This window comes from Ramlibacter sp., from assembly GCF_041916345.1.
Classification (GTDB): domain Bacteria; phylum Pseudomonadota; class Gammaproteobacteria; order Burkholderiales; family Burkholderiaceae_C; genus Ramlibacter.
In genome coordinates this window covers 1-20,233 of record NZ_JAYRZR010000001.1, presented here as the reverse complement: position 1 = coordinate 20,233, position 20,233 = coordinate 1, and the positions used below count along the sequence as shown (strand labels likewise).

Sequence of the window (20,233 nt, the reverse complement as noted above, 5' to 3'; positions counted from 1 at the left end):
GCGGATCGTCGCCGCGCCGTGGCCGCGGCAGGCGGGCCGTTCAGGCCGCCGCCGGGGGCTCGCTCTGGAGCCGGTGCGCTTCATTGTACTCCAGGCCCCACGCCGAGAGGGCCTCGGCCAGGTCCGCCGGCAGGGGCGAATCGAAGGTCAGCGGCTGCCGCGTGACGGGGTGCTCGAAGGCCAGCCGCACCGCATGCAGCGCCTGCCGCGCCAGGCCGCCGGCCGGCGCGCCGCCATACAGCGCATCGGCCACCAGGGGATGCCCGATGTGGGCCATGTGCACGCGGATCTGGTGCGTGCGCCCGGTCTCCAGCGTGCAGCGCACCAGGCAGCCGGCAGCGGCCTGCGCCACGCACTCGATCACCGTGGCGGCGGGGCGGCCGGCGTGGCGCTGCAGGTCGACCACGGCCATGCGCAGCCGCTGCCGCGGATCGCGCCCGATAGGGGCCTCCACGCGGCGTCTTGCAGGCCCCTCCCAGCGACGGTGCGCCAGCGCCACGTACTGCCGCGTCACTTCGCGCGCGGCGATGCGCTGCACCAGGCCGTCCATGGCGGCGCGTGTCCGCGCCACCACCATCAATCCGCTCGTGTCCTTGTCCAGCCGGTGCACGATGCCGGCCCGCGGCAGTGCCGCAGCGGCGGGGTCCCGTGCCAGCAGGCCGTTGAGCAGCGTGCCGCTCCAGTGGCCGGGCGCGGGATGCACCACCAGGCCAGCAGGCTTGTCGATCACCAGCAGGTCGGCGTCCTCATGCACCACGGCCAACGGCATCGGCTGCGGCAGGAAGGCCTGGGTACGCGGCGTGGGTCGCAGCTCGATCGTGCCGGACTGGCCCGCGCGCACGCGGGTGGCGCTGCGCAGGGCCGGTGCGCCGCCGAGCCGCACCGCGCCTTCGGCGACCAGCTGTTGCAGGTAGCTGCGTGAGAACTCGGGCGCCAGCAGGGCGAGGGCGCGGTCGAGCCGCTCCCCGTGCAAGGGGGTGTCGATGACGAAGGCCCGCGTCTCGGCGGCTGCTTCGGCCTCTTCGAGCAGGTCGTCCAGGGCTTCCGGCGAGGGGTCGGTCGATATAATGGTTCGGCCCAATTCTGCGAGACAGACGCGTGATCCTTCGAGACCGATTATCGACGCTGGCCGCCGTGCTGGCCGCCCTGGCAATCGCCGGCTGCGCGTCCACCGACGACGACAAGACCTCGAAGTGGAGCCCCAACCGCATCTACGCGGAGGCACGCGACGAGATGAGCGCCGGCGCCTACGACAAGGCCGTGCTGCTGTTCGAGAAGCTGGAGGGCCGCGCCGCCGGTACCCCGCTGGCGCAGCAGGCCCAGCTGGAGAAGGCCTACGCCCACTACAAGGCGAACGACCCGGCGCAGGCGGTGGCCACGCTGGAGCGCTTCATGAAGCTGCACCCGGCCAGCCCCGCGATCGACTACGCGCTGTACCTCAAGGGCGTGGTCAACTTCAACGACAACCTCGGGCTGTTCGCCTTCGTCTCCCGCCAGGACCTGTCCGAGCGTGACCAGAAGGCCGCCAAGGAATCGTTCGAGGCCTTCCGCGAGCTGACCACCCGCTTCCCTGATTCCCGCTACACGCCCGATGCCCGCGCGCGCATGACGTACATCGTCAACTCGCTCGCCCAGTACGAGGTGCACGTGGCGCGCTACTACTACAACCGCGGCGCCTACGTGGCCGCGATCAACCGGGCCCAGGCCGCCCTGGCCGACTACCGCGACGTGCCCGCGCTGGAAGAGGCGTTGTTCGTGCTCATGCGCTCCTACGATGCCCTGGGCATGGCGCAGCTGCGCGACGACACCCGCCGCGTGCTCGAGAAGAACTACCCCGCCAGCGAGTTCCTGAGCAAGGGCTTCAAGGGTCCCGGAGACCCGTGGTGGAAGTTCTGGTAGCCGGGTCGGCCCCCAGCGCATCCAGCGCCGCCTCGAACTGATCGGCCGCCTCCAGCCGCCGCATGGGCGGCAGCGCCGCCAGCAGGCGCCGGCCGTAGCCCATGGTGGCGAGCCGCGGGTCGCACACCACCAGCACGCCGCGGTCCGCCTCGCTGCGGATCAACCGCCCCGCGCCCTGCTTCAAGGCCACGGCCGCCTCCGGCACGTAGTAGCTGTTGAAGGCGTTGCGGCCCTGCGCCTGCAGGCGCTGCGCGCGCGCCTCCACCAGCGGATCGTTGGGCGGCGGGAAGGGCAGCTTGTCGATCACCACCAGCTGCAGCGCGTCCCCCGGCACGTCCACGCCTTCCCAGAACGAGGCCGAGGCGACCAGCACGCAACCGGGGCGGCCGCGCGAGTCACCCTCGCGGAAGCGGTCGATGAGCAGGCGCTTGGGCTGCTGGCCCTGCACCAGCACCTCCAGCGCGCCCTCGCTGCCCAGCCGATCCTGCAGCTGTTCGCCAATGGCGCGCAGCGCGCGCAGGGTCGTGGTGAGCACCATCGTGCGGCCGCCGAGGCGTCGCGCGCCCTGCTCCGCCAACCGGGCCACCGCCGGCGCATGCCCCGGGTCGTTGGGGGCCGGCATGGCTCGCGGCACGTACAGCGCGGCCTGCCGGGCGTAGTCGAACGGACTGCCGACGCGCAGGATGTGCGCGTCCTGCAGGCCACAGGGTTCGGTGAACCAGGTCAGGCGGTCGTCGTCACCCAGCGTGGCGGAGGTGAAGATCCAGCTGCGCCGCGAGGCCTCGGCACCGGCCTCGGGCAGGCGCAGCATGCGGCTGCGTACCGCCTCCGCGATGTCCAGCGGGGACTCCACCAGGCGCAGGTGGTTGCCGGCATCCACCCAGCGGATGCTGCCTTCCGCGGGCGGCGCCAGGAAGGCGCGCGTGCGCTCAGTGAGGGACAGCGCGCGTTCGTGCAGGCGCGGAAAGTCCGGTGCGATCTCCGACACCGTGTCCAGCGCCTCGGCGGCACCCTGCAGGGCCGCGATGATCTCGTTGAGCGCGGCCGTCCATTCCGGCTCGGGCACGCCATCGGGTGCAGGCCCTTGCCAGCGCAGCCGGGCACCAGGCGGCGTCCGGCCGACGACGAGGCGCAGGTCGCGGGCGGCGCGTTCGCAGGCCGCGGCGTGCTGCTGCCAGTCCGCCAGGCCCCGCGCGAGCTGCAGACCCGCGGCCAGCAGGTCTCGGGTGAAGTCGAGCACCTGCGCCGTGCCCAGTTGCCGCCCGAGGAACTGCACGCCGGTCTCGTTGAGCTGGTGCGCCTCGTCGAAGACGGCGACCCGCACCGTCGGCAGCAGCTCCGCCATGCCGGACTCGCGCACCGCGAGATCGGCAAAGAACAGATGGTGGTTGACCACCACCACGTCGGCGGCCATGGCCTCGCGCCGAGCGAGGTTCACGTGGCAGGCCTTGGCCTTGGGACATTGCGAGCCCAGGCAGTTCTCCCGCGTGGAGGTGACCAGCGGGATCACCGGCGATCGCTCGTCCAGGCCCGGCAGTTCCGCCAGGTCACCGCTGGCGGTGGACTGGGCCCACTGCTCCACCTTGGCCAGCGCACGCACGGCGGTTCGGTCCGGCAGGGTGGCGTCTCGTCGCGCCAGTTCCATCCGGTGCAGGCACAGGTAGCTGGCGCGGCCTTTCAGCACCGCCTGCCGCACCGGCACGCCCAGCGCCTGCGCGAGCCGCGGCAGATCGCGGCCGGCAAGCTGGTCCTGCAGGGTCTTGGTGGCAGTGGAGAGCAGCACGCGTTCGCCGCTCAGCAGCGCCGGCACCAGGTAGGAGAAGGTCTTGCCGACACCGGTGCCGGCCTCGACCACCAGCACGCCGCCCGCCTCCACCGTGGCGGCCACGGCCATGGCCATCTGGGTCTGGCCTTCGCGCGGCAGGAAGTCGTCGGCGGCCCGGGCCAGCGGCCCGAGCGCCGCGAAGGCCTCGCGCGTGAGGTCGACGAGGCCGACGCTCACGCGGGCTCTTTGGGGTCGAGCACGCGCTCGAGGCGGGCGATCTCGTCGCGCAGGGCCAGGCGGCGCTTCTTGAGGCGGCGCATCATCAGTTCATCGACCGGGGTCTGCGCGGCGGCGCCGTCGATCAGCGCATCGAGGTCGGCGTGTTCCATGCGCAGCTCGATCAGCCGCCGTTCGGGAGAATGCAGGTTCGAGTCCAAGGGTGCCGGGGCTGCGGCCCATGGGCCGGATCGGTCGATAATACGTCTTTCGAAAGCATTTTTCGAGATTCGCACCCAGGGTGCACAATCGCTTCCAGCATGGCTACCAGTTCCTCCAAGGGCTACCGCATCACGGCCTCGACCGGCATCCACAAGGGTGACCGCGAATACCAGCAGGACCAGATCGCGCTGCTCACCCATCACCGGGTGCAGGGGTGCATGCTGGGCATCGTGGCCGACGGCATGGGCGGCCGCAGCGGCGGACGCAAGGCTTCCGACCAGGTGATGATGACGGCGCGCCAGCTGTTCGAGCGCTACTCGCCCGACAACGACGACCCGCCGTCCCTGCTGAAGCAGATCGTGACCGAGGCGCACCTCGTCATCAAGCTGACGGCGATCTCCTCCGAGCAGGAGCCGCACAGCACGCTGGCCGCCTTCCTGATCAATCCCGATGGCGAGTGCCACTGGGTCCACGCCGGCGACTCCCGCATCTACCACTACCACCAGAACCGGCTGGTGAAGCGCACGATGGACCACTCCTACGTGCAGACGCTGGTGGATGCGGGCCAGCTCACCGAGGAAGAGGCCAACGTGCACCCGCAGTCCAACATCCTGATGGGCTGCCTGGGCGCCGATGACGACCCGCCGATGGACCTGCACTACATCGAGCGTCTGGAGCCAGGCGACATCCTCATGGCCTGCAGCGACGGCGTGTGGCACTACTTCAGCCCGCAGGAGCTGGGGTCCGTGCTGTCATCGCTTTCCCCGCGCGAGGCCACCGAGTTCCTGATCGAGAAGGCCCGCGCCCGCGCCCATGGTGGCGGCGACAACCTGTCGCTGGTCATCGTCAAGCTGGAACCCCTGGGCCGCTGAGGCCCGCATCGACAGGCGGGGAGCCGCCTGTCAGCGCGCCGGCGGCGGCAGCGCGGAGGCCGCCTTGCGCGGCTTCGCGGCGCGCTCCAGCACCCTCGCCTTGCGCTCGCGCGCCTCGCGTTCACGCGCCTCGAAGGCCTCGCGGTTGCGCCGCGCCGCCTCTGCGTCGGTCTGGCGGCTGCGCACCCGATCGGCCTCGGGCGAACGGGCAGCTGAAGCCGCACGCGCCGCGCGTCGCGCCGCCTCCTGCTCGGCCTGCGCCTGGCGTTCGGCCTGCGCGGCCAGGCGCTCACGGCGCTCGCGCGCCTCGGCCTCGCGCCGCTCGGGCGACTGGCGCTCATCCAGCTCCACCTGGCGCTGCGCCGCACGCTGCCGGCGGGCGGCATCGTCCAGCGTCTGCTCCTGCCGGCGCAGATCCGCCATGGCGTCCGCCCGGCGCTTGCGCGCGGCGCGCAGGCAGTCATTCACCGCGAAGCGCGTCTGGCAGTCCCGCTCCTCGGCGGCGAAGCGCTGCTCCACCGTGGCCCGCTCGACGCCGATGCGCGCGCGCTCGGCCGCCTCGTCGTCGGCGTGCGCGGCGGTCGCCGCCAGCAGCGCGATGACGACACTGACGAGCCGACGGGTCATGTCAGTCGCGTATCCACGGTGCGGTGCTCGAGCGCCAGGAACTCCGACGACTGCATCTCGGTGAGGCGAGACACCGTCCGCGGGAACTCGTGCGCGAGCGGACCTTCCGTATACAGCTGCTCGGGGGGCACTTCGGCCGAGAGGATCAGCTTCACGCGGCGGTCGTACAGCACATCGATCAACCAGGTGAACCGCCGCGCCTCCGAGGCCAGCCGCACCGACATGCGAGGCACGTTGGACAGCAGCACGGTGTGGAACTGGGTCGCGATCTCCAGATAGTCGTTCTGCGAGCGCGGCCCTGCGCAAAGGGAGCGGAAGTCGAACCACACCACGCCGCCGGCCTTGCGGCGCGCGCGGATCTCGCGGTGCTCGATGTGCAGCACCGGGCTCTCGTCGTGCGCCTCGGCCAGGCGGGTGAACGCCTCGTCCATCTCGGCGTCGACCGCCTCGCCCAGCGGCGTGAGGTACAGGCGCACCTGCTCCATCGTGCGGCGCCGGTAGTCGGTGCCGTTGTCCACGCTCAGCACCTCCAGCTTCTCGTTCAGCAGCGCGATGGCCGGCAGGATGCGATCACGGTGCAGGCCGTTCGGGTACAGATCGTCCGGGCGGAAGTTGGAGGTGGTGACAAACCCCACGCCGTTGTCGAACAGCGCCACCAGCAGGCGATGCAGGATCATCGCGTCGGTGATGTCCGCGACGTGGAACTCGTCGAAGCAGATCAGGCGGTAGCGCTTCGCGATGCGCTCGCCCAGCGCATCGAGCGGATTCACCGTGCCCTGCAACTCGGCCAGCTCGCGGTGTACCTCGCGCATGAACTCGTGGAAGTGCAGCCGCGTCTTGCGCACCACCGGCACCGCCTGGAAGAAGCAGTCCATCAGGAAGCTCTTGCCGCGGCCCACCCCCCCGTACATGTACACGCCACGCGGGATCGCGGGGCGGTTGATCAGCTTCTTGAAGACGTTGGAGCGTTGCTCCTTGTACTGCGCCCACTCGGTCGCGCAGCGCTCCAGAGCCTCGACCCCGCGCAGCTGTGCGGGGTCGCTCTGGTAGCCGCGCGCGGCCAGTTCCGCTTCGTAGACTTCTCGGACCGAAGGCACGCTGCGGCGGCGCTCAGAAATTCAGCGTGCGCTTGTCGACAGCCAGCGCGGCTTCCTTGGTGGCCTCCGACAGCGAAGGGTGCGCATGGCAGATGCGGGCGATGTCCTCGCTGGAAGCGCGGAACTCCATCGCCACCACGGCCTCGGCGATCAGTTCGCTGGCCATCGGGCCGACGATGTGCACGCCCAGGATCTCGTCCGTCTTCGCGTCCGCCAGGAACTTGACCATGCCGGTCGTGTCGCCCAGCGCGCGCGCGCGGCCGTTGGCCAGGAATGGGAAGGTGCCGGCCTTGTAGGCGACGCCCGCGGCCTTGAGCTGCTGTTCGGTCTGGCCGACCCACGCGATCTCCGGGCTGGTGTAGATCACCCAGGGGATGGTGTTGAAGTTCACGTGGCCGTGCTGGCCCGCGATGCGTTCGGCCACGGCCACACCCTCTTCCTCGGCCTTGTGCGCCAGCATGGGGCCGCGCACCACGTCCCCCACCGCCCACACACCCGGCAGGTTGGTGCGGCAGTCGGCGTCGACCACGATGGCACCCCGCTCGTCGAGCTTCAGACCCACGCCCTCCGCGTTCAGGCCGGTGGTGTTGGGCACACGGCCGATGGAGACAATGAGCTTGTCGGCCTCCAGCTTCTGCGCCTCGCCCTTGGCACTGGTGTAGGCGATGGAGACGCCGGCCTTGCCGGTCTTGATGTCGCCGACCTTCACGCCCAGCTCGATCTTCAGGCCCTGCTTGTCGAAGGCCTTCTTGGCCTCCTTGGCGATCTGCTCGTCGACCGCGCCCAGGAACGTGGGCAGGGCTTCGAGCACCGTCACCTCGGCGCCCAGGCGGCGCCAGACCGAGCCCATCTCCAGGCCGATCACGCCGGAGCCGATCAGCACCAGCTTCTTCGGCACCGCGCCGATGCGCAAGGCGCCATCGTTGGAGAGCACCTTCTCCTCGTCGAACGGCACGCCAGGCAGCGCGCGGGCACTGGAGCCCGTGGCGACGATGACCTGCTTCGCCACCAGCGTCTCGGTTGCGGCGCCGGCCACGGCGATCTCGTAGCCGCCTTCCACCGCCTTGGCGAACGAACCGCGGCCGTGGAAGAAGCTGACCTTGTTCTTCTTGAACAGGTACAGGATGCCGTCGTTGTTCTGCTTCACGACCGCGTCCTTGCGGCCGATCATCTTGGCGACGTCGAGCGAGAGCCCCTGCACGCCGATGCCATGCTCGGCGAAGTGCTTGCCCGCGTGCTCGTAGTGCTCGGACGACTGCAGCAGCGCCTTGGACGGGATGCAGCCCACGTTGGTACAGGTACCGCCCGGTGCCGGGCCGCCCTTGTCGTTCTTCCACTCGTCGATGCAGGCGGTGTTGAAGCCCAGCTGCGCCGCGCGGATGGCCGCGATGTAGCCGCCGGGGCCGCCGCCGATCACCACCACGTCAAATGCTTTGGTCATTTCATTCTTTCAGTCATTCACTCGCCTGGCCTGGCCACAATCGGGCGAGCGAAGCAAGGCCCCTTCGGGAGACACCGCGGAACCGGCTTCGCCGGGCCGCTGGTGTCGCCCCCTTGAGGGGGGATGACGGCCCGCGCAGCGGGACGTCAACGGGGGTGGGTCAGATATCAAAGAGGAGGCGGGCTGGGTCTTCCAGCGCTTCCTTCATCGCCACCAGGCCCAGCACGGCTTCGCGGCCGTCGATGATGCGGTGGTCATAGCTCATCGCGAGGTAGTTGATCGGGCGCACCACCACCTGCCCGTTCTCCACCACCGCGCGGTCCTTGGTGGCGTGCACGCCCAGGATGGCCGACTGCGGCGGGTTGATGATGGGGGTGGAGAGCATGGAGCCGAACACGCCGCCGTTGGAGATGGAGAAGGTGCCGCCAGCCAGGTCATCGAGGCCCAGCTTGCCATCCTTGGCCTTCTGGCCGAACTCGGCGATCTTCTTCTCGATGTCGGCGAACGACATCTGGTCGGCATTGCGCAGGATCGGCACCACCAGGCCGCGCGGCGAGCCCACCGCGATGCCGATGTCGAAGTAGCCGTGGTAGACGATGTCGTTGCCATCCACCGAGGCGTTCAGGATCGGGTACTTCTTGAGCGCGTGCACCGCGGCCTTCACGAAGAAGGACATGAAGCCGATCTTGACGCCGTGCTCCTTCTCGAACTTGTCCTGGAAGCGCTTGCGCATCTCCATCACCGGGGCCATGTTCACCTCGTTGAAGGTGGTGAGGATGGCGTTGGTGGATTGAGACTGCACCAGGCGCTCGGCGATGCGCGCGCGCAGGCGGCTCATGGGCACGCGCTGCTCGGGGCGGTCACCCAGGTTGGGCGCGCCGACCGGCGCGGCCACCTGCTGCAGCGCCGCCTTGGGCGCGGCGGCCACCGGCACCGGGGCGGCCACGGCGGCCTTGGCGGCACCGCCGGCGATGGCGCCGAGCACGTCGCCCTTGGTCACACGGCCGTCGCGGCCGGTGCCGGCCACGGAGCCGGCGGCCACGTTGTTGTCCGCCATCAGCTTGGCGGCGGCGGGCATGGCGATGTCGCCCTTGCCGCCACCTGCAGGAGTCGCGGCCGCGGCGGGCGCGGCAGCCGCCGCCTGGGCCGGCGCGGGCGCGGCGGCGCCCGCCTTGCCTTCGGTATCGATCTTCGCGATGAGCTGATCCGACACCACGGTGCCGCCGTCGCCCACCACGATCTCGGCCAGCACGCCGGCAGCGGGCGCCGGCACTTCCAGCACGACCTTGTCGGTCTCGATCTCGATCAGGATCTCATCGATCGCCACGGCCTCACCGGCCTTCTTCTTCCACTGCAGCATGGTGGCTTCCGCCACGGATTCGGAGAGCTGCGGGACCTTCACTTCAACGATAGCCATAAGAATCTTTCAGAATCAGTCTGTGCGCAATCTGCACGGTGACCCGCCCGAAGGGTCGGCGTCGACCACGCAGAGCAACCCCTGCACGCGCCACGCGCGTGTCGGGGCGTCGCCTTACTTCGTGAGGACGAACCCCTTGAGCTTGGCAAAGGCCGCATCCACGAGCGCCTTCTGCTGCTCCACGTGCAGGTGCGAGTAGCCCACCGCGGGCGAGGCCGAGGCGGCCCGGCCGGCGTAGCCGAGCTTCTGGCCTTCCAGCATGTTCTCGTGGATGTTGTGCTGGATGAAGAACCACGCGCCCTGGTTCTGCGGCTCGTCCTGGCACCACACCACGTCGGCCGCGTTCGGGTACTTCTTCAGTTCCGTGGCGAAGGCCTTGTGCGGGAACGGATAGAGCTGCTCCACGCGCAGGATGGCCACGTCGTCGGCGCCCTTCTCCTCGCGCTTCTTGGCCAGGTCGTAGTAGACCTTGCCTGAGCAGACAATGACCCGCTTGACCTTCTCGGCCTTCAGGTCCTTGTGCTCCGGAATCACCGTCTGGAAGCTGCCCTTGGTGAACTCCGACAGGGGCGAGGTGGCGTCCTTGTTCCGCAGCAGGGACTTGGGCGTCATGATCACCAGCGGCTTGCGCAGGTTGCGCACCATCTGCCGGCGCAGCAAGTGGAAGATCTGGCTGGCCGTGGTGGGCTGGCAGACCTGGATGTTGGTGTCCGCCGACAGCTGCATGAAGCGCTCGAGGCGGGCCGAGCTGTGCTCGGGACCCTGGCCCTCATAGCCGTGCGGCAGCATCAGGGTGATGCCGTTCACGCGGCCCCACTTCACTTCGCCGGAGGCGATGAACTGGTCGATGACGACCTGCGCGCCGTTGGCGAAGTCACCGAACTGGGCTTCCCAGATGACCAGCGTGTTGGGGTCGTTGGAGGCATAGCCGTACTCGAAGCCCAGCACCGCCTCCTCGGACAGGATGGAGTCGATCACGACGAAGGGCGCCTGGCCATCGGCCACGTGCTGCAGCGGCGTGTAGGTGCCGACGTCCCACTTCTCGCGGTTCTGGTCGTGCAGCACGGCGTGGCGGTGCACGAAGGTACCGCGGCCGCAGTCCTCACCCGACAGGCGCACGGGGTAGCCGCTGGCCACCAGCGAGGCGAAGGCCATGTGCTCGCCCATGCCCCAGTCCACGTTCATCTCGCCACGGCCCATGGCGGCACGGTCATCCAGCACCTTGCGCACCAGCGGATGGACGGTGAAACTCTCGGGCACCGTGGTGATGCGTTCGGCCAGGCGCTTCCACTCGGCCACCGGGATGGCGGTGTCGGCGGCGTCCGTCCACTTGCGGCCCAGGAAGGGGCTCCAGTCGACGGCGTACTTGCTCTTGAAGTTGGTCAGGACCGGATCGACGGTGTGCTTGCCGGCGTCCATCGCGGCGCGATAGGCCTTGACCATGTCGTCGCCCAGGCTCTCGCCCAGCCCCTGGGCCGCCAGCTTGTCGGCGTACAGCTTGCGCGTGCCGGGGTGCTGGGCGATCTTCTTGTACATCAGCGGCTGGGTGAGCGCCGGCGTGTCCTGCTCGTTGTGGCCCAGCTTGCGGAAGCACACGATGTCGATCACGACATCCTTGTTGAACTCCATGCGGTAGTCCAGCGCGAGCTGCGTGGCCAGGACCACGGCTTCGGGGTCGTCGCCGTTCACGTGCAGCACCGGCGCCTCGATCATCTTGACGATGTCGGTGCAATACAGCGTGGAGCGTGCGTCACGCGGGTCCGACGTGGTGAAGCCGATCTGGTTGTTGATGACGATGTGCACCGTGCCGCCGGTGTAGTAGCCGCGCGTCTCGGCCAGCGCCAGCGTCTCCTGCACGACGCCCTGGCCGGCGATGGCGGCGTCGCCATGCACCAGCACCGGCAGCACCTGCTTGCCGGCGGCGTCGCCGCGGCGGTCCATGCGGGCGCGCACCGAGCCCTCGACCACCGGATTCACGATCTCCAGGTGCGAGGGGTTGAAGGCCAGCGACAGGTGCACCGGGCCGCCAGGGGTGGTGACGTCCGAGCTGAAGCCCTGGTGGTACTTCACGTCACCGGCGGGCAGGTCTTCCTGGGCGGTGTGCTCGAACTCGGCGAACAGGTCCTTGGGCATCTTGCCCAGGGTGTTGACCAGCACGTTCAGGCGGCCGCGGTGGGCCATGCCGATCACGATCTCCTGCACGCCGCGGGTGCCGGCCTGCTGGATCAGTTCATCCATCGACGCGATGAAGCTCTCGCCGCCCTCCAGCGAGAAGCGCTTCTGGCCGACGTACTTGGTGTGCAGGAAGCGCTCCAGGCCCTCGGAGGCGGTGAGCCGGTCGAGGATGTGGCGCTTCTTCTCGGCGCTGAAGTTCGGCTTGCTGCGGATCGACTCCAGCTTCTGCTGCCACCAGCGCTTGCGGCCCTGGTCGCTGATGTACATGTATTCGGCGCCGATGGTGCCGCAGTACGTCTCGCGCAGGGCGTTCATCAGCTCGCGCAGGGACATGCTGTCCTTGCCGAAGAAGGTGTTGCTGATGTTGAACACCGCTTCCTGGTCGGCGTCGGAGAAGCCGTAGAAGGAAGGCTCCAGCTCGGGGATGTTCTCGCGCTCGGTGCGCTTGAGCGGGTCCAGGTCGGCCCAGCGGCAACCCACGTTGCGGTAGGCCGCGATCAGCTGCTGGACGGCGGTGCGCTTGCGGGCGAGCTCCAGGTCGGCGCCGGCGGCGACCACCACCTTGGTGCCGCCCTGCTTGGCGCGCTCGGCGAAGGCGTTGACGACCGGGAGATGGGGGACGTCCTTGGCGTTGCTGCCGTCGACGGCCGGCACGTGCTGCAGCGCGTCGAAGTAGTCGCGCCAGATGTCGGGGACGCTGCCGGGGTTGGCGAGGTAGTTCTCGTACATCTCCTCCACGTACGGCGCGTTGCCGCCAAAGAGGTACGAGTTGCCTTGATAGGCCGTGTAGACGGAGCCGGGCTCGCTCATGCGTGCGCTACTTTCCGTTCCCCTGCAGGGAACATGAGTTGGTTGATCAACCTTCCGCGGCACGGCTGAACCGGTTGGCGGATGCGACTGTGGCTTAGGAAGGGCCTTGTTGCGGGCGCGATTGTGCCACCGAAAGGCGCCGGGCGCCACCGTTTCGCACCGGCCGGGTGCGCGCCTTCGCGGATAATCGCGCCCTCATGACGACCGCCACCGCCCCCGACGACATCCTCCGGACCCGCCTGCAGGCGGTGGAGAGCCTGATCCTGCAGCGCCGACTGAACGACGCCGCGCAGCAATTGAATACCCTGGTCCGCAAGAACCCGGCCGACGCCCGCGTCTACCTGCTCGGCTGCCGCCTGGCGGAAGCCTCCGGCAACCCGGCCGGCTCGATCGAGATGGCGCGGCGCGCCGTGGGTGCCGCGCCGGGCTGGAGCGTGGCGCTGACCGAGCTGGCGATGGCGCTGGCGCGGGCCAACCAGTTTCCCGAGGCCATCGCCGCCGCCCAGCAGGCCGTGCAGATGGATCCCGAGAACGCGGGACTGCTGTCGCGCGTGATCGACGTCGCCCACCGCGCGCAGCGGCCCGACATCGCCCTGCCCTGGGTCGAGGCCGCGCTGCAGCTGGCCCCGGCCTCGGCCCGCGCGGGCCTGCTGCTCTGGCGCGCGCGGGACCTGGGCGCGCTGCGCCGGCATGCCGAGGCGGTCGCGGCCTACACCGAGCTGCTGGCGCTGGAGCCGTCCAGCAAGGCGGCCCGCTTCGGGCGCCTGCAGGCCGCCGTGGCCGCCGGCGAACTGGAACTCGCCCGCCAGGACGTGACCGCCCTGCTCGCCGACGATCCCGACAGCCCCGAGCTGCAGTTCTGGAACGAGGTGGCCCAGGGCCGGGTGCCGCCGCAGCAGCCGGCAGGCATCGCCCAGGCCCTGTTCGATGGCGTGGCCGAAGTCTGGGACCTGCACGTGGTGGGCAGCCTGCGCTACCGCCTGCCGAAGCAGGTGGCCGAGCGCCTGGTCGAGTGGCACCCCGACCGGCAGCTGAACGTGCTCGACCTGGGCTGCGGCACCGGCCTGCTGGGCGTGGCGCTGGGCCCCATCCAGGGGGCGCTCATCGGCGTGGACATCTCGCGGCCGATGATCGACCAGGCCGCGCGCCACAACCTCTATCACCGCTTCCACCAGGTCGACGTCCGCGAGGCGCTCGAGGCCACGCCCGAGGGTCTGTACGACGTCATCACGGCGCTCGACGTGTTCATCTACATGGGCGACCTGACGCGGGCGATCCCCGACGCCGCGCGCATCCTCAAGCCGGGTGGCCGACTCGTCTTCTCGTGCGAGACGGCGGGCGAGGACGAGGCCGATCTGGTGCTGCGCCCCTCGATGCGGTATGCCCACAAGGCCTCGGCTGTCGAGGCGCTGTGCCGGTCGGCCGGCCTCACCGAGGTGACGATCGAGCCGATGGAGCTGCGCCAGGAGGGGGGCACGCCCCTGGCGGGCCACCTGGTGGTCGCGCGCAAGCCGGCCTGAGCCGGCTGCGTCCGGCCGTTCAGGCCTGCACCAGTTCCTTGATCTGCTGCAGCGCCGACGGATCCTCGATGGTCGTCAGGTCGCCAGGGTCGCGGCCTTCGCACACGGCCTGGATGGCGCGCCGCAGCAGCTTGCCGCTGCGCGTCTTGGGCAGCAGGGTGACGAAACGCACGCGGGCCGGCCGCGCCACCGCGCCCAGCTGTTCGTCCACCACCTTCATCACCTCGCCTTCCAGCTTCAGCCGGGCCGCGTCGTCCACGAGCGCCGAGGCATCCTTCACCACCGCGAAGGCCATGGCCACCTGGCCCTTCAGCTGGTCGGCCACGCCCACCACCGCCACCTCGGCGATGTTCGGGTGGCTGGAGATGCTCTCCTCGATCTCGCGCGTGCCCAGACGGTGGCCGGCCACGTTGATCACGTCGTCGGTGCGGCCCAGGATGTAGAAGTAGCCGTCCTGGTCCTTGATGCCCCAGTCGAAGGTGCTGTAGACCTGCCGGCCCGGGATGCTGGACCAGTAGGTCTTGACGAAGCGCTCGTCGTCGTTCCACACCGTCTGCATGAAGCCCGGCGGCGTGGGCCCCTCGATGACGACCACGCCCTTCTGGTCGGGCGCGGTCAGCTCCTCGCCGGTGGACTCGTGCACGATCTTCACGTCGTAGCCGTACATGGGCACGCCGGGGCTGCCGAACTTGCTGGGCTTCTTCTCGACGCCGTTGGCGATGGTGAGGATGGGCCAGCCGCTCTCGGTCTGCCAGTAGTTGTCGATGATGGGCACGCCCAGGCTGTCGCTGATCCAGCGCGCCGTGGGTTCGTCCAGCGGTTCGCCGGCCAGGAACAGCGCGCGCAGGCTGGACAGGTCGTACTTCTTGAGGAACGCAGGGTCCTGCTTCTTCAGCACGCGCACCGCGGTGGGCGCGCTGAACATCGAGGTGACCTGGTACTTCTCGACCAGGCTCCACCAGATGCCCGCGTCGGGGCGGATCGGCAGGCCCTCGTAGAGGATGGTCGCCATGCCGGCCAGCAGGGGGCCATAGACGATGTAGCTGTGGCCGACCACCCAGCCGATGTCGCTGGTGGAGAAGTAGGTCTCGCCGGCCTTGCCCAGGAAGATGTGCTTCATCGACGCCGCCAGCGCCACCGCGTAGCCACCCACGTCGCGCTGCACGCCCTTGGGCCGACCGGTGGTGCCGCTGGTGTAGATGGTGTAGCTGATGTCGGTGGCCTGCAGCCACTCGCACGGCACCTGCGCGTCGGCATGGCGGGCGGCCAGCGTGGCCCAGTCATGGTCGCGGCCAGCCGTCATCTCCATCGGTGCCAGGCCGCGGTCGACCATCAGCACGCCCTGCGGCTTGTGCTGCGACAGGTGGATGGCCTCGTCCAGCAGGTGCTTGTAGGGCACGACCTTGCCGCCCCGCGAGCCGGCGTCGGCGCTGACCACCAGCTTGGGGGTGGCGTCCTCGATGCGCGAGGCCAGCGACACCGAGGCGAAGCCGCCGAACACCACCGAGTGGATGGCACCGATGCGGGCGCAGGCCAGCATGGCGAACACCGCCTCCGGGATCATCGGCATGTAGATCAGCACCCGGTCGCCACGACCGGCGCCCAGGGCCTGCAGCACGGCCGCCATGCGCTGCACCTCGGCGTGCAGCTCGCGGAAGCTGTACACCTTCTCCTGGCCGGTCTCGGTGGAGACGAAGATCAGCGCGCGCTGGTCCGCGCGGTCCTTCAGGTGGCGATCGACCGCGTTGTGGCACAGGTTGGTGGTGCCCCCCACGAACCAGCGGGTGAAGGGTGGCTTGCTGTCGTCGCAGATCTGCTGCGGCGGGGCCTGCCAGTCGATCAGCTTCGCCTGCTCGGCCCAGAAGGCGTCGCGGTCGGTGAGCGAGCGGCGATGGAATTCGGCGTACGACGTCATGCCTTGTCTCCTTGTGATTGGGCGCCGGTGATTGTGACCGTCGCCCTTGCGAGGACCTGACGTGGAATTGTCCGCAGGCCGACGATCCCCGTCCAGCCGAAGACCCCCGGCGCTACTTCACCAGCGCCAGCGCCTCGCGGAAGTTCGGATGCGTGGCATCGCGCAGCCACTCGAAGACCACCATCTCGGTGGTCACCAGCTCGGCGCCGGCAGCGGCCAGGCGGTCGAACGCGGCGTCGCGGTTGCGCTCGGTGCGCGAGCTGCTGGCGTCGGTGACGACCCACACGTCCACCTCCGCCTCCAGCAGGCCCAGCGCCGTCTGCAGCAGGCAGACGTGCGTCTCGCAGCCGGCCAGCAGGAGGGTCTCGCGCGCGGGCGCGGGCACGGCCTTCTGCAGGTGCCGGGGCAGGCTGCGCGCGTTGCCCTGCGGCGGACGGGCGGCCGGCTGCAGGCGTGGCAGCAGCAGCTCGGCCGCGCCGAATGCGGTCTTGGCGATCACGCGCCCCTCCACCAGCGGCCGCAGCGCCTCGACCGTGGGGCCCAGCCCGGCGGGATTCTGCTCGGTCGCCCAGAGCGGCACGCCCAGCAGCCGGGCCGCCTGCGCAAGGCGCACCGCGTTGCGAACGGCTTCGTCGCCGCCGTGGATGGCCGGCATCAGGCGGGTCTGGTAGTCGACCAGCACGAGCTGGCAATCATCGGCGGCAAGCAGCATGGGTTTCCTGGAGTGACCGTGCGATTATTCCAGCCCGCCGTGCTCTCGCACGGCCTGCATCAGCACCCGCAGGCCGTCACGGCCTGATGCGCAGCAGCCGCCCCTGCGGACTATCGGTGAGCAGGTACACCAGCCCGTCCGGGCCGACCCGCACGTCACGCACCCGGCCCAGGCCGCTCAGCCAGCGCTCCTCGCGCAGCACGCGATCGCCCTGCACCTCCAGGCGGACCAGCGCGCCGAACTTCAGCGAGCCCACCAGCAGGCTGCCGCGCAGGGCTGGCCCGTAGCGGTCGGAGGCCAGGAAGGCCATGCCGGAGGGGGCGATCGAGGGCACCCAGTGGTGCAGCGGCGCCTCCAGGCCCGCGCGGGCCGACTGGCCGTCACCGATGGGACCGCCGCCGTAGTTCTCGCCGTGGGTGATCAGCGGCCAGCCGTAGTTGCGGCCAGGCTCCGGCCGGTTCACCTCGTCGCCGCCCTGGGGCCCGTGCTCATGGGTCCACAGGCGGCCATCCGGGCCCCAGGTGGCGCCCTGCGGATTGCGGTGTCCCAGACTCCAGATCTCCGGCAGCGCGCCCGCACGTGCGACAAACGGGTTGTCACGGGGCACCGTGCCGTCCTTGCCGATGCGCACCACCTTGCCATGGTGGTTGTCCAGCGTCTGCGCGTCCTGCATGCGCTGGTAGCGCTCGCCGAGTGTCAGGAACAGGTGCCCGTCGGGCGCCTCGACGATGCGGCAGCCGAAATGCAGCGAACTCTCCACCTTGGGGCGGCCGCGGAAGATCACGCGTACGTCGTCCAGCCGGCTGTGGTCCGCGGCCAGCCGGGCGCGGGCCAGCGCCGTGCCGTTGCCGCCCTCGCCGGCCTCCGAGTAGCAGAAGTAGAGCGTGCGATTGGCGGCGAAGCCGCTGTCCAGTGCCACATCCAGCAGGCCGCCCTGCCCGCGTGCCACCACGGCCGGCACGCCGGCCAGTGCCGGGCCGACGGCGCCGTCCGGCTGGACGATGCGCATGCGACCGGGGCGCTCGGTCACGAGGAATCGGCCGTCGGGCAGGAAGGCCAGGCCCCAGGGATGCGCCAGCCCTTCAGCGATCGGCTCGGCACGCGGCGCGGCGAGCGCCACGGCCGGACCCGCGAGCGCGGCCGTGGCCAGGCCCAGCACGGTGGCCAGTCGCGCGAGGTTCCGCACGATGGTGGCGGTGTTCCAGCGGGGGGAGCGCCGGCCATGCGGCGCCGCAAACGAGGCAACTGCGGTCATGCGGCATTCTGGTCCAGCACCGCACCGGCCGTGCGAAAGACCCCGAAATCCCCACGAACATCATTTCAAATCAACAAGTTGAATGAGATTCCTCGCTTGACATCTCAACTCGATAGGGGCTAACCTCCGCCCCCATGCGCCGCTGGCCCCTCGCCCTGCTGCTGGCTCTTGCCTCCAGCGCCCACGCCCTGCCCCCGGCCGTCGCCGAGGACGACGTGAACCGCTTCCTGGCCGAGAAGGGCCTGCTCCAGCGTCTCGACGCCGTCCGTCAGGACGTGAGCGGCAAGGTGTCCGAGGGCGCCGGCGCCGTGGCACGGCAGGCCTCGGAGCTCGTCGTCACCGCAATGGGGTTCCTGGGCGTGCCGTATCGGCGCGGCGGCAACTCCAGCGAGACCGGGTTCGACTGCAGTGGCTTCGTGAAGGCGATGTACGAGCAGACCGTGGGCCTGATCCTGCCGCGCCGTGCAGACGCCCAGGCGGCCGCCACGCAGAAGATCGAGCGCGAGGACCTGCAGCCCGGCGACCTGGTGTTCTTCAACACCATGCGCCGCGCGTTCAGCCACGTGGGCATCTACGTCGGCGAAGGCAAGTTCATCCACTCGCCGCGCCCGGGTGCCCAGGTGCGGGTGGAAGACATGTCCATGGCCTACTGGAACCGTCGCTTCGACGGTGCGCGCCGCGTGCTGCCGGCGGCAGGCGGCACGGTGGCTGGCGAGTTCACGCCGACGGGCGCCGATACAGCGCGGCATTGAGCTCCACGGCCGCGCCGGCCGCGGCGAGATCGAGCTGGCGCAGCGCGTGGGCAAAGGCCCCGGCGGAGGGAAACCGCTCACGCGGCTCGCGGGCCAGCGCCTTCACGAGCACCTGGCCCACCGGGCTGCCCTTCAGGCCGGGGGGCAATCGCAGCTCACCCCGCACATGGGCATAGGCCACGGTGGCGAACGGGCCGTCCTCCACCATCGTCCAGCCCAGCAGTGCCTCCGCCAGCACCAGGCCCATCTGGTAGACGTCGGAGGCGTGCAGCACCTCGCTGCGCGTCAGGTACTCGGGCGCGGTGTAGCGCGGCGTGCAGGCGAGGCCGCCCTCCTGCGTGATGCGCGAGCGCTGCATCTGGTGGGCGATGCCGAAGTCCATCACGCGCAGCCGGGGCTCGGCCGCGTCGCGCCGGTCCATGAACAGGTTCGGCGGCTTGATGTCCTTGTGGATGATGCCCACGCGGTGCACGGCGTCGAGCCCGTCGAGCGCGCCGCAGAAGAGCGGAATGAAGGTCTCGGCCTCGCAGGCGCCCTCGCGCGCGAGATGCACCGCCAGGTCTTCGCCGTGCAGCAGCTCCATCACGAAGAACGGCCGCTGGCTCGCGTTGTCGATGCCGAAGTCGACCACGCCCACCAGGTTCGGGTGGCGCACCTGCGCGGCGGCCAGCAGCTCCTGCAGGAGGCGGCGGTCCAGGGTGCCGGACTCCACCGGGTCGCGCAGCAGCTTCACCGCCACGGTCTCGCCGGTTTCCAGGTCGTCCGCCGCATGCACCTGCGCCATGCCGCCCGAACCGATGGCCCGCCGCAGCGCATAGCGCCCGCCGAGCAGCACCGGATCAGCCGTGGCGTCCATCGCGTCAGCGCAGGGCGACGACGGCCAGCACCACGACCGCGCCGAACAGCACCACCAGCCCGGCGGCCATGGCCATCACCACCGCACCCGAGACGCCGGGTGCGGGCTGCGGCGCGGGCGCCGGCGGCGCCTCGCGGGCCTGGTCGCGCTCACGCTGGGCCAGGGCCAGCCGCACCTCGGCGGCCACCAGCTGCGGCAACGACTGCAGGCGCCCCTCCAGTGCCGCCATCATCTGCGCCTGTTCGCGCACCTGCACGCCCACCTGGTTCAGCTCGTGGCGCAGCAGCGGCTGCAGGTCGGCCAGCACCGCCTTGCTCACCGTGTCGGCCGCGGTGATCGGCAGCGTGGGCGCCAGCACGATGTCCGGCTGCGACACGGCATTCGGCGCCGCCTGGGCCACCGACACGGCCGGTGCGCGAGCCGGTGGCGTGGCCGGCCGCGGCGGCTGCGCCGGCGGCGGCGGGATGCGGAGGGTGTCCTCCGGACCTGGGCCCGCGGGCGCGGGCCGACCCGGCCGGCCGCGGGCGCCTGCGTCGCGGCGCGGCGCGCCAGCGCATGCAGGTCGGCCAGGCGCCCCCGGGCCGGCGGATAGGGGCCGTCCGGCTGCGTGTGATAGACCGCGAACGACAGGCCGGAGCCCGGCACGGCGCGGCCGCCCAGCGCCATGAACACCTGGGCCGGG

At 70.3% G+C, this 20,233-nt stretch carries 17 protein-coding genes; 4 read left to right on the top strand and 13 right to left on the bottom strand.

The window, feature by feature from the left end; translation table 11 throughout:
* Window positions 1-40: 40 nt before the first annotated feature.
* Window positions 41-1,066, bottom strand: coding sequence for an RluA family pseudouridine synthase (locus ACE3T5_RS00085; protein ID WP_374663333.1), 1,026 nt, complete (start codon window positions 1,064-1,066; stop codon window positions 41-43).
* Between the two features lie 35 nt (window positions 1,067-1,101).
* Here ACE3T5_RS00085 and ACE3T5_RS00080 point away from each other — a divergent pair, with 35 nt between their 5' ends.
* Window positions 1,102-1,899 carry an outer membrane protein assembly factor BamD gene (locus ACE3T5_RS00080; protein ID WP_374663331.1) on the top strand — a complete coding sequence of 266 codons (798 nt, stop codon included), beginning with the start codon at window positions 1,102-1,104 and terminating at the stop codon, window positions 1,897-1,899.
* Here the strand turns inward: ACE3T5_RS00080 and ACE3T5_RS00075 are convergent.
* Entirely contained in the window at window positions 1,862-3,901 is a 2,040-nt protein-coding gene (locus ACE3T5_RS00075; protein ID WP_374663125.1) for an ATP-dependent DNA helicase, read from the bottom strand. The genes ACE3T5_RS00080 and ACE3T5_RS00075 overlap by 38 nt on opposite strands.
* The gene (locus ACE3T5_RS00070) at window positions 3,898-4,101 is read right to left on the bottom strand and encodes a YdcH family protein (RefSeq protein WP_374663123.1); all 204 of its coding nucleotides are present in this window, start codon (window positions 4,099-4,101) and stop codon (window positions 3,898-3,900) included. Before ACE3T5_RS00070 ends, ACE3T5_RS00075 begins: the two co-directional genes overlap by 4 nt.
* Window positions 4,102-4,200: 99 nt before the next feature.
* Between ACE3T5_RS00070 and ACE3T5_RS00065 the strand changes: the two genes are divergently transcribed.
* Window positions 4,201-4,974 carry a PP2C family serine/threonine-protein phosphatase gene (locus tag ACE3T5_RS00065; protein WP_374663121.1) on the top strand — a complete coding sequence of 258 codons (774 nt, stop codon included), beginning with the start codon at window positions 4,201-4,203 and terminating at the stop codon, window positions 4,972-4,974.
* A gap of 30 nt (window positions 4,975-5,004) precedes the next feature.
* Here the strand turns inward: ACE3T5_RS00065 and ACE3T5_RS00060 are convergent, their stop codons facing one another.
* From ACE3T5_RS00060 to ACE3T5_RS00040, 5 genes are all read right to left on the bottom strand, one after another.
* Window positions 5,005-5,601 carry a hypothetical protein gene (locus ACE3T5_RS00060; protein ID WP_374663119.1) on the bottom strand — a complete coding sequence of 199 codons (597 nt, stop codon included), beginning with the start codon at window positions 5,599-5,601 and terminating at the stop codon, window positions 5,005-5,007.
* Window positions 5,598-6,698 (bottom strand): cell division protein ZapE, encoded by a 1,101-nt coding sequence (gene zapE, locus ACE3T5_RS00055; protein ID WP_374663117.1) that lies wholly within the window; start codon window positions 6,696-6,698, stop codon window positions 5,598-5,600. The genes ACE3T5_RS00060 and zapE overlap by 4 nt, the downstream gene beginning before the upstream one ends.
* A gap of 13 nt (window positions 6,699-6,711) precedes the next feature.
* A complete protein-coding gene (gene lpdA / locus ACE3T5_RS00050; protein WP_374663115.1) occupies window positions 6,712-8,139 on the bottom strand; it encodes a dihydrolipoyl dehydrogenase in 1,428 nt (475 codons plus the stop codon).
* A gap of 160 nt (window positions 8,140-8,299) precedes the next feature.
* On the bottom strand, window positions 8,300-9,556 hold the full coding sequence (odhB, locus tag ACE3T5_RS00045; protein WP_374663113.1) for a 2-oxoglutarate dehydrogenase complex dihydrolipoyllysine-residue succinyltransferase: 1,257 nt from the start codon (window positions 9,554-9,556) through the stop codon (window positions 8,300-8,302).
* Window positions 9,557-9,670: 114 nt separating this feature from the next.
* On the bottom strand, window positions 9,671-12,541 hold the full coding sequence (locus ACE3T5_RS00040; RefSeq protein WP_374663111.1) for a 2-oxoglutarate dehydrogenase E1 component: 2,871 nt from the start codon (window positions 12,539-12,541) through the stop codon (window positions 9,671-9,673).
* A 197-nt stretch (window positions 12,542-12,738) separates the two neighbouring features.
* Here ACE3T5_RS00040 and ACE3T5_RS00035 point away from each other — a divergent pair, with 197 nt between their 5' ends.
* Window positions 12,739-14,061, top strand: coding sequence for a tetratricopeptide repeat protein (locus tag ACE3T5_RS00035; RefSeq protein ID WP_374663109.1), 1,323 nt, complete (start codon window positions 12,739-12,741; stop codon window positions 14,059-14,061).
* Between the two features lie 19 nt (window positions 14,062-14,080).
* Here ACE3T5_RS00035 and ACE3T5_RS00030 read toward each other — a convergent pair whose 3' ends face one another.
* The 3 genes from ACE3T5_RS00030 to ACE3T5_RS00020 all read right to left on the bottom strand — a co-directional run bounded on the left by ACE3T5_RS00030 (window position 14,081) and on the right by ACE3T5_RS00020 (window position 17,943).
* Window positions 14,081-15,976 carry a propionate--CoA ligase gene (locus tag ACE3T5_RS00030; RefSeq protein WP_374663107.1) on the bottom strand — a complete coding sequence of 632 codons (1,896 nt, stop codon included), beginning with the start codon at window positions 15,974-15,976 and terminating at the stop codon, window positions 14,081-14,083.
* Window positions 15,977-16,088: 112 nt separating this feature from the next.
* Entirely contained in the window at window positions 16,089-16,688 is a 600-nt protein-coding gene (locus tag ACE3T5_RS00025; RefSeq protein WP_374663105.1) for an isochorismatase family protein, read from the bottom strand.
* Between the two features lie 76 nt (window positions 16,689-16,764).
* Window positions 16,765-17,943 (bottom strand): PQQ-dependent sugar dehydrogenase, encoded by a 1,179-nt coding sequence (locus ACE3T5_RS00020; protein ID WP_374663103.1) that lies wholly within the window; start codon window positions 17,941-17,943, stop codon window positions 16,765-16,767.
* Window positions 17,944-18,077: 134 nt separating this feature from the next.
* Between ACE3T5_RS00020 and ACE3T5_RS00015 the strand changes: the two genes are divergently transcribed.
* A complete protein-coding gene (locus tag ACE3T5_RS00015) occupies window positions 18,078-18,695 on the top strand; it encodes a C40 family peptidase (RefSeq protein ID WP_374663101.1) in 618 nt (205 codons plus the stop codon).
* Here ACE3T5_RS00015 and ACE3T5_RS00010 read toward each other — a convergent pair.
* Both ACE3T5_RS00010 and ACE3T5_RS00005 read right to left on the bottom strand, forming a co-directional pair.
* Complete coding sequence (locus tag ACE3T5_RS00010) at window positions 18,661-19,551, bottom strand: serine/threonine-protein kinase (RefSeq protein ID WP_374663099.1); 891 nt, start codon at window positions 19,549-19,551, stop codon at window positions 18,661-18,663. The two genes, ACE3T5_RS00015 and ACE3T5_RS00010, sit on opposite strands and share 35 nt — an antisense overlap.
* A gap of 4 nt (window positions 19,552-19,555) precedes the next feature.
* Window positions 19,556-19,927, bottom strand: a complete 372-nt coding sequence (locus ACE3T5_RS00005) for a hypothetical protein (protein ID WP_374663097.1) — start codon at window positions 19,925-19,927, stop codon at window positions 19,556-19,558.
* Window positions 19,928-20,233 lie beyond the last annotated feature (306 nt).

Coding starts and splice junctions, on each gene's coding strand:
- ACE3T5_RS00025 (WP_374663105.1), bottom strand. CDS start 16,688: ATGCTGCTTGCCGCCGATGATTGCCAGCTCGTGCTGGTCGACTACCAG.
- ACE3T5_RS00040 (WP_374663111.1), bottom strand. CDS start 12,541: ATGAGCGAGCCCGGCTCCGTCTACACGGCCTATCAAGGCAACTCGTAC.
- ACE3T5_RS00035 (WP_374663109.1), top strand. CDS start 12,739: ATGACGACCGCCACCGCCCCCGACGACATCCTCCGGACCCGCCTGCAG.
- ACE3T5_RS00010 (WP_374663099.1), bottom strand. CDS start 19,551: ATGGACGCCACGGCTGATCCGGTGCTGCTCGGCGGGCGCTATGCGCTG.
- ACE3T5_RS00065 (WP_374663121.1), top strand. CDS start 4,201: ATGGCTACCAGTTCCTCCAAGGGCTACCGCATCACGGCCTCGACCGGC.
- ACE3T5_RS00060 (WP_374663119.1), bottom strand. CDS start 5,601: ATGACCCGTCGGCTCGTCAGTGTCGTCATCGCGCTGCTGGCGGCGACC.
- ACE3T5_RS00020 (WP_374663103.1), bottom strand. CDS start 17,943: ATGACCGCAGTTGCCTCGTTTGCGGCGCCGCATGGCCGGCGCTCCCCC.
- lpdA (WP_374663115.1), bottom strand. CDS start 8,139: ATGACCAAAGCATTTGACGTGGTGGTGATCGGCGGCGGCCCCGGCGGC.
- ACE3T5_RS00015 (WP_374663101.1), top strand. CDS start 18,078: ATGCGCCGCTGGCCCCTCGCCCTGCTGCTGGCTCTTGCCTCCAGCGCC.
- odhB (WP_374663113.1), bottom strand. CDS start 9,556: ATGGCTATCGTTGAAGTGAAGGTCCCGCAGCTCTCCGAATCCGTGGCG.
- ACE3T5_RS00030 (WP_374663107.1), bottom strand. CDS start 15,976: ATGACGTCGTACGCCGAATTCCATCGCCGCTCGCTCACCGACCGCGAC.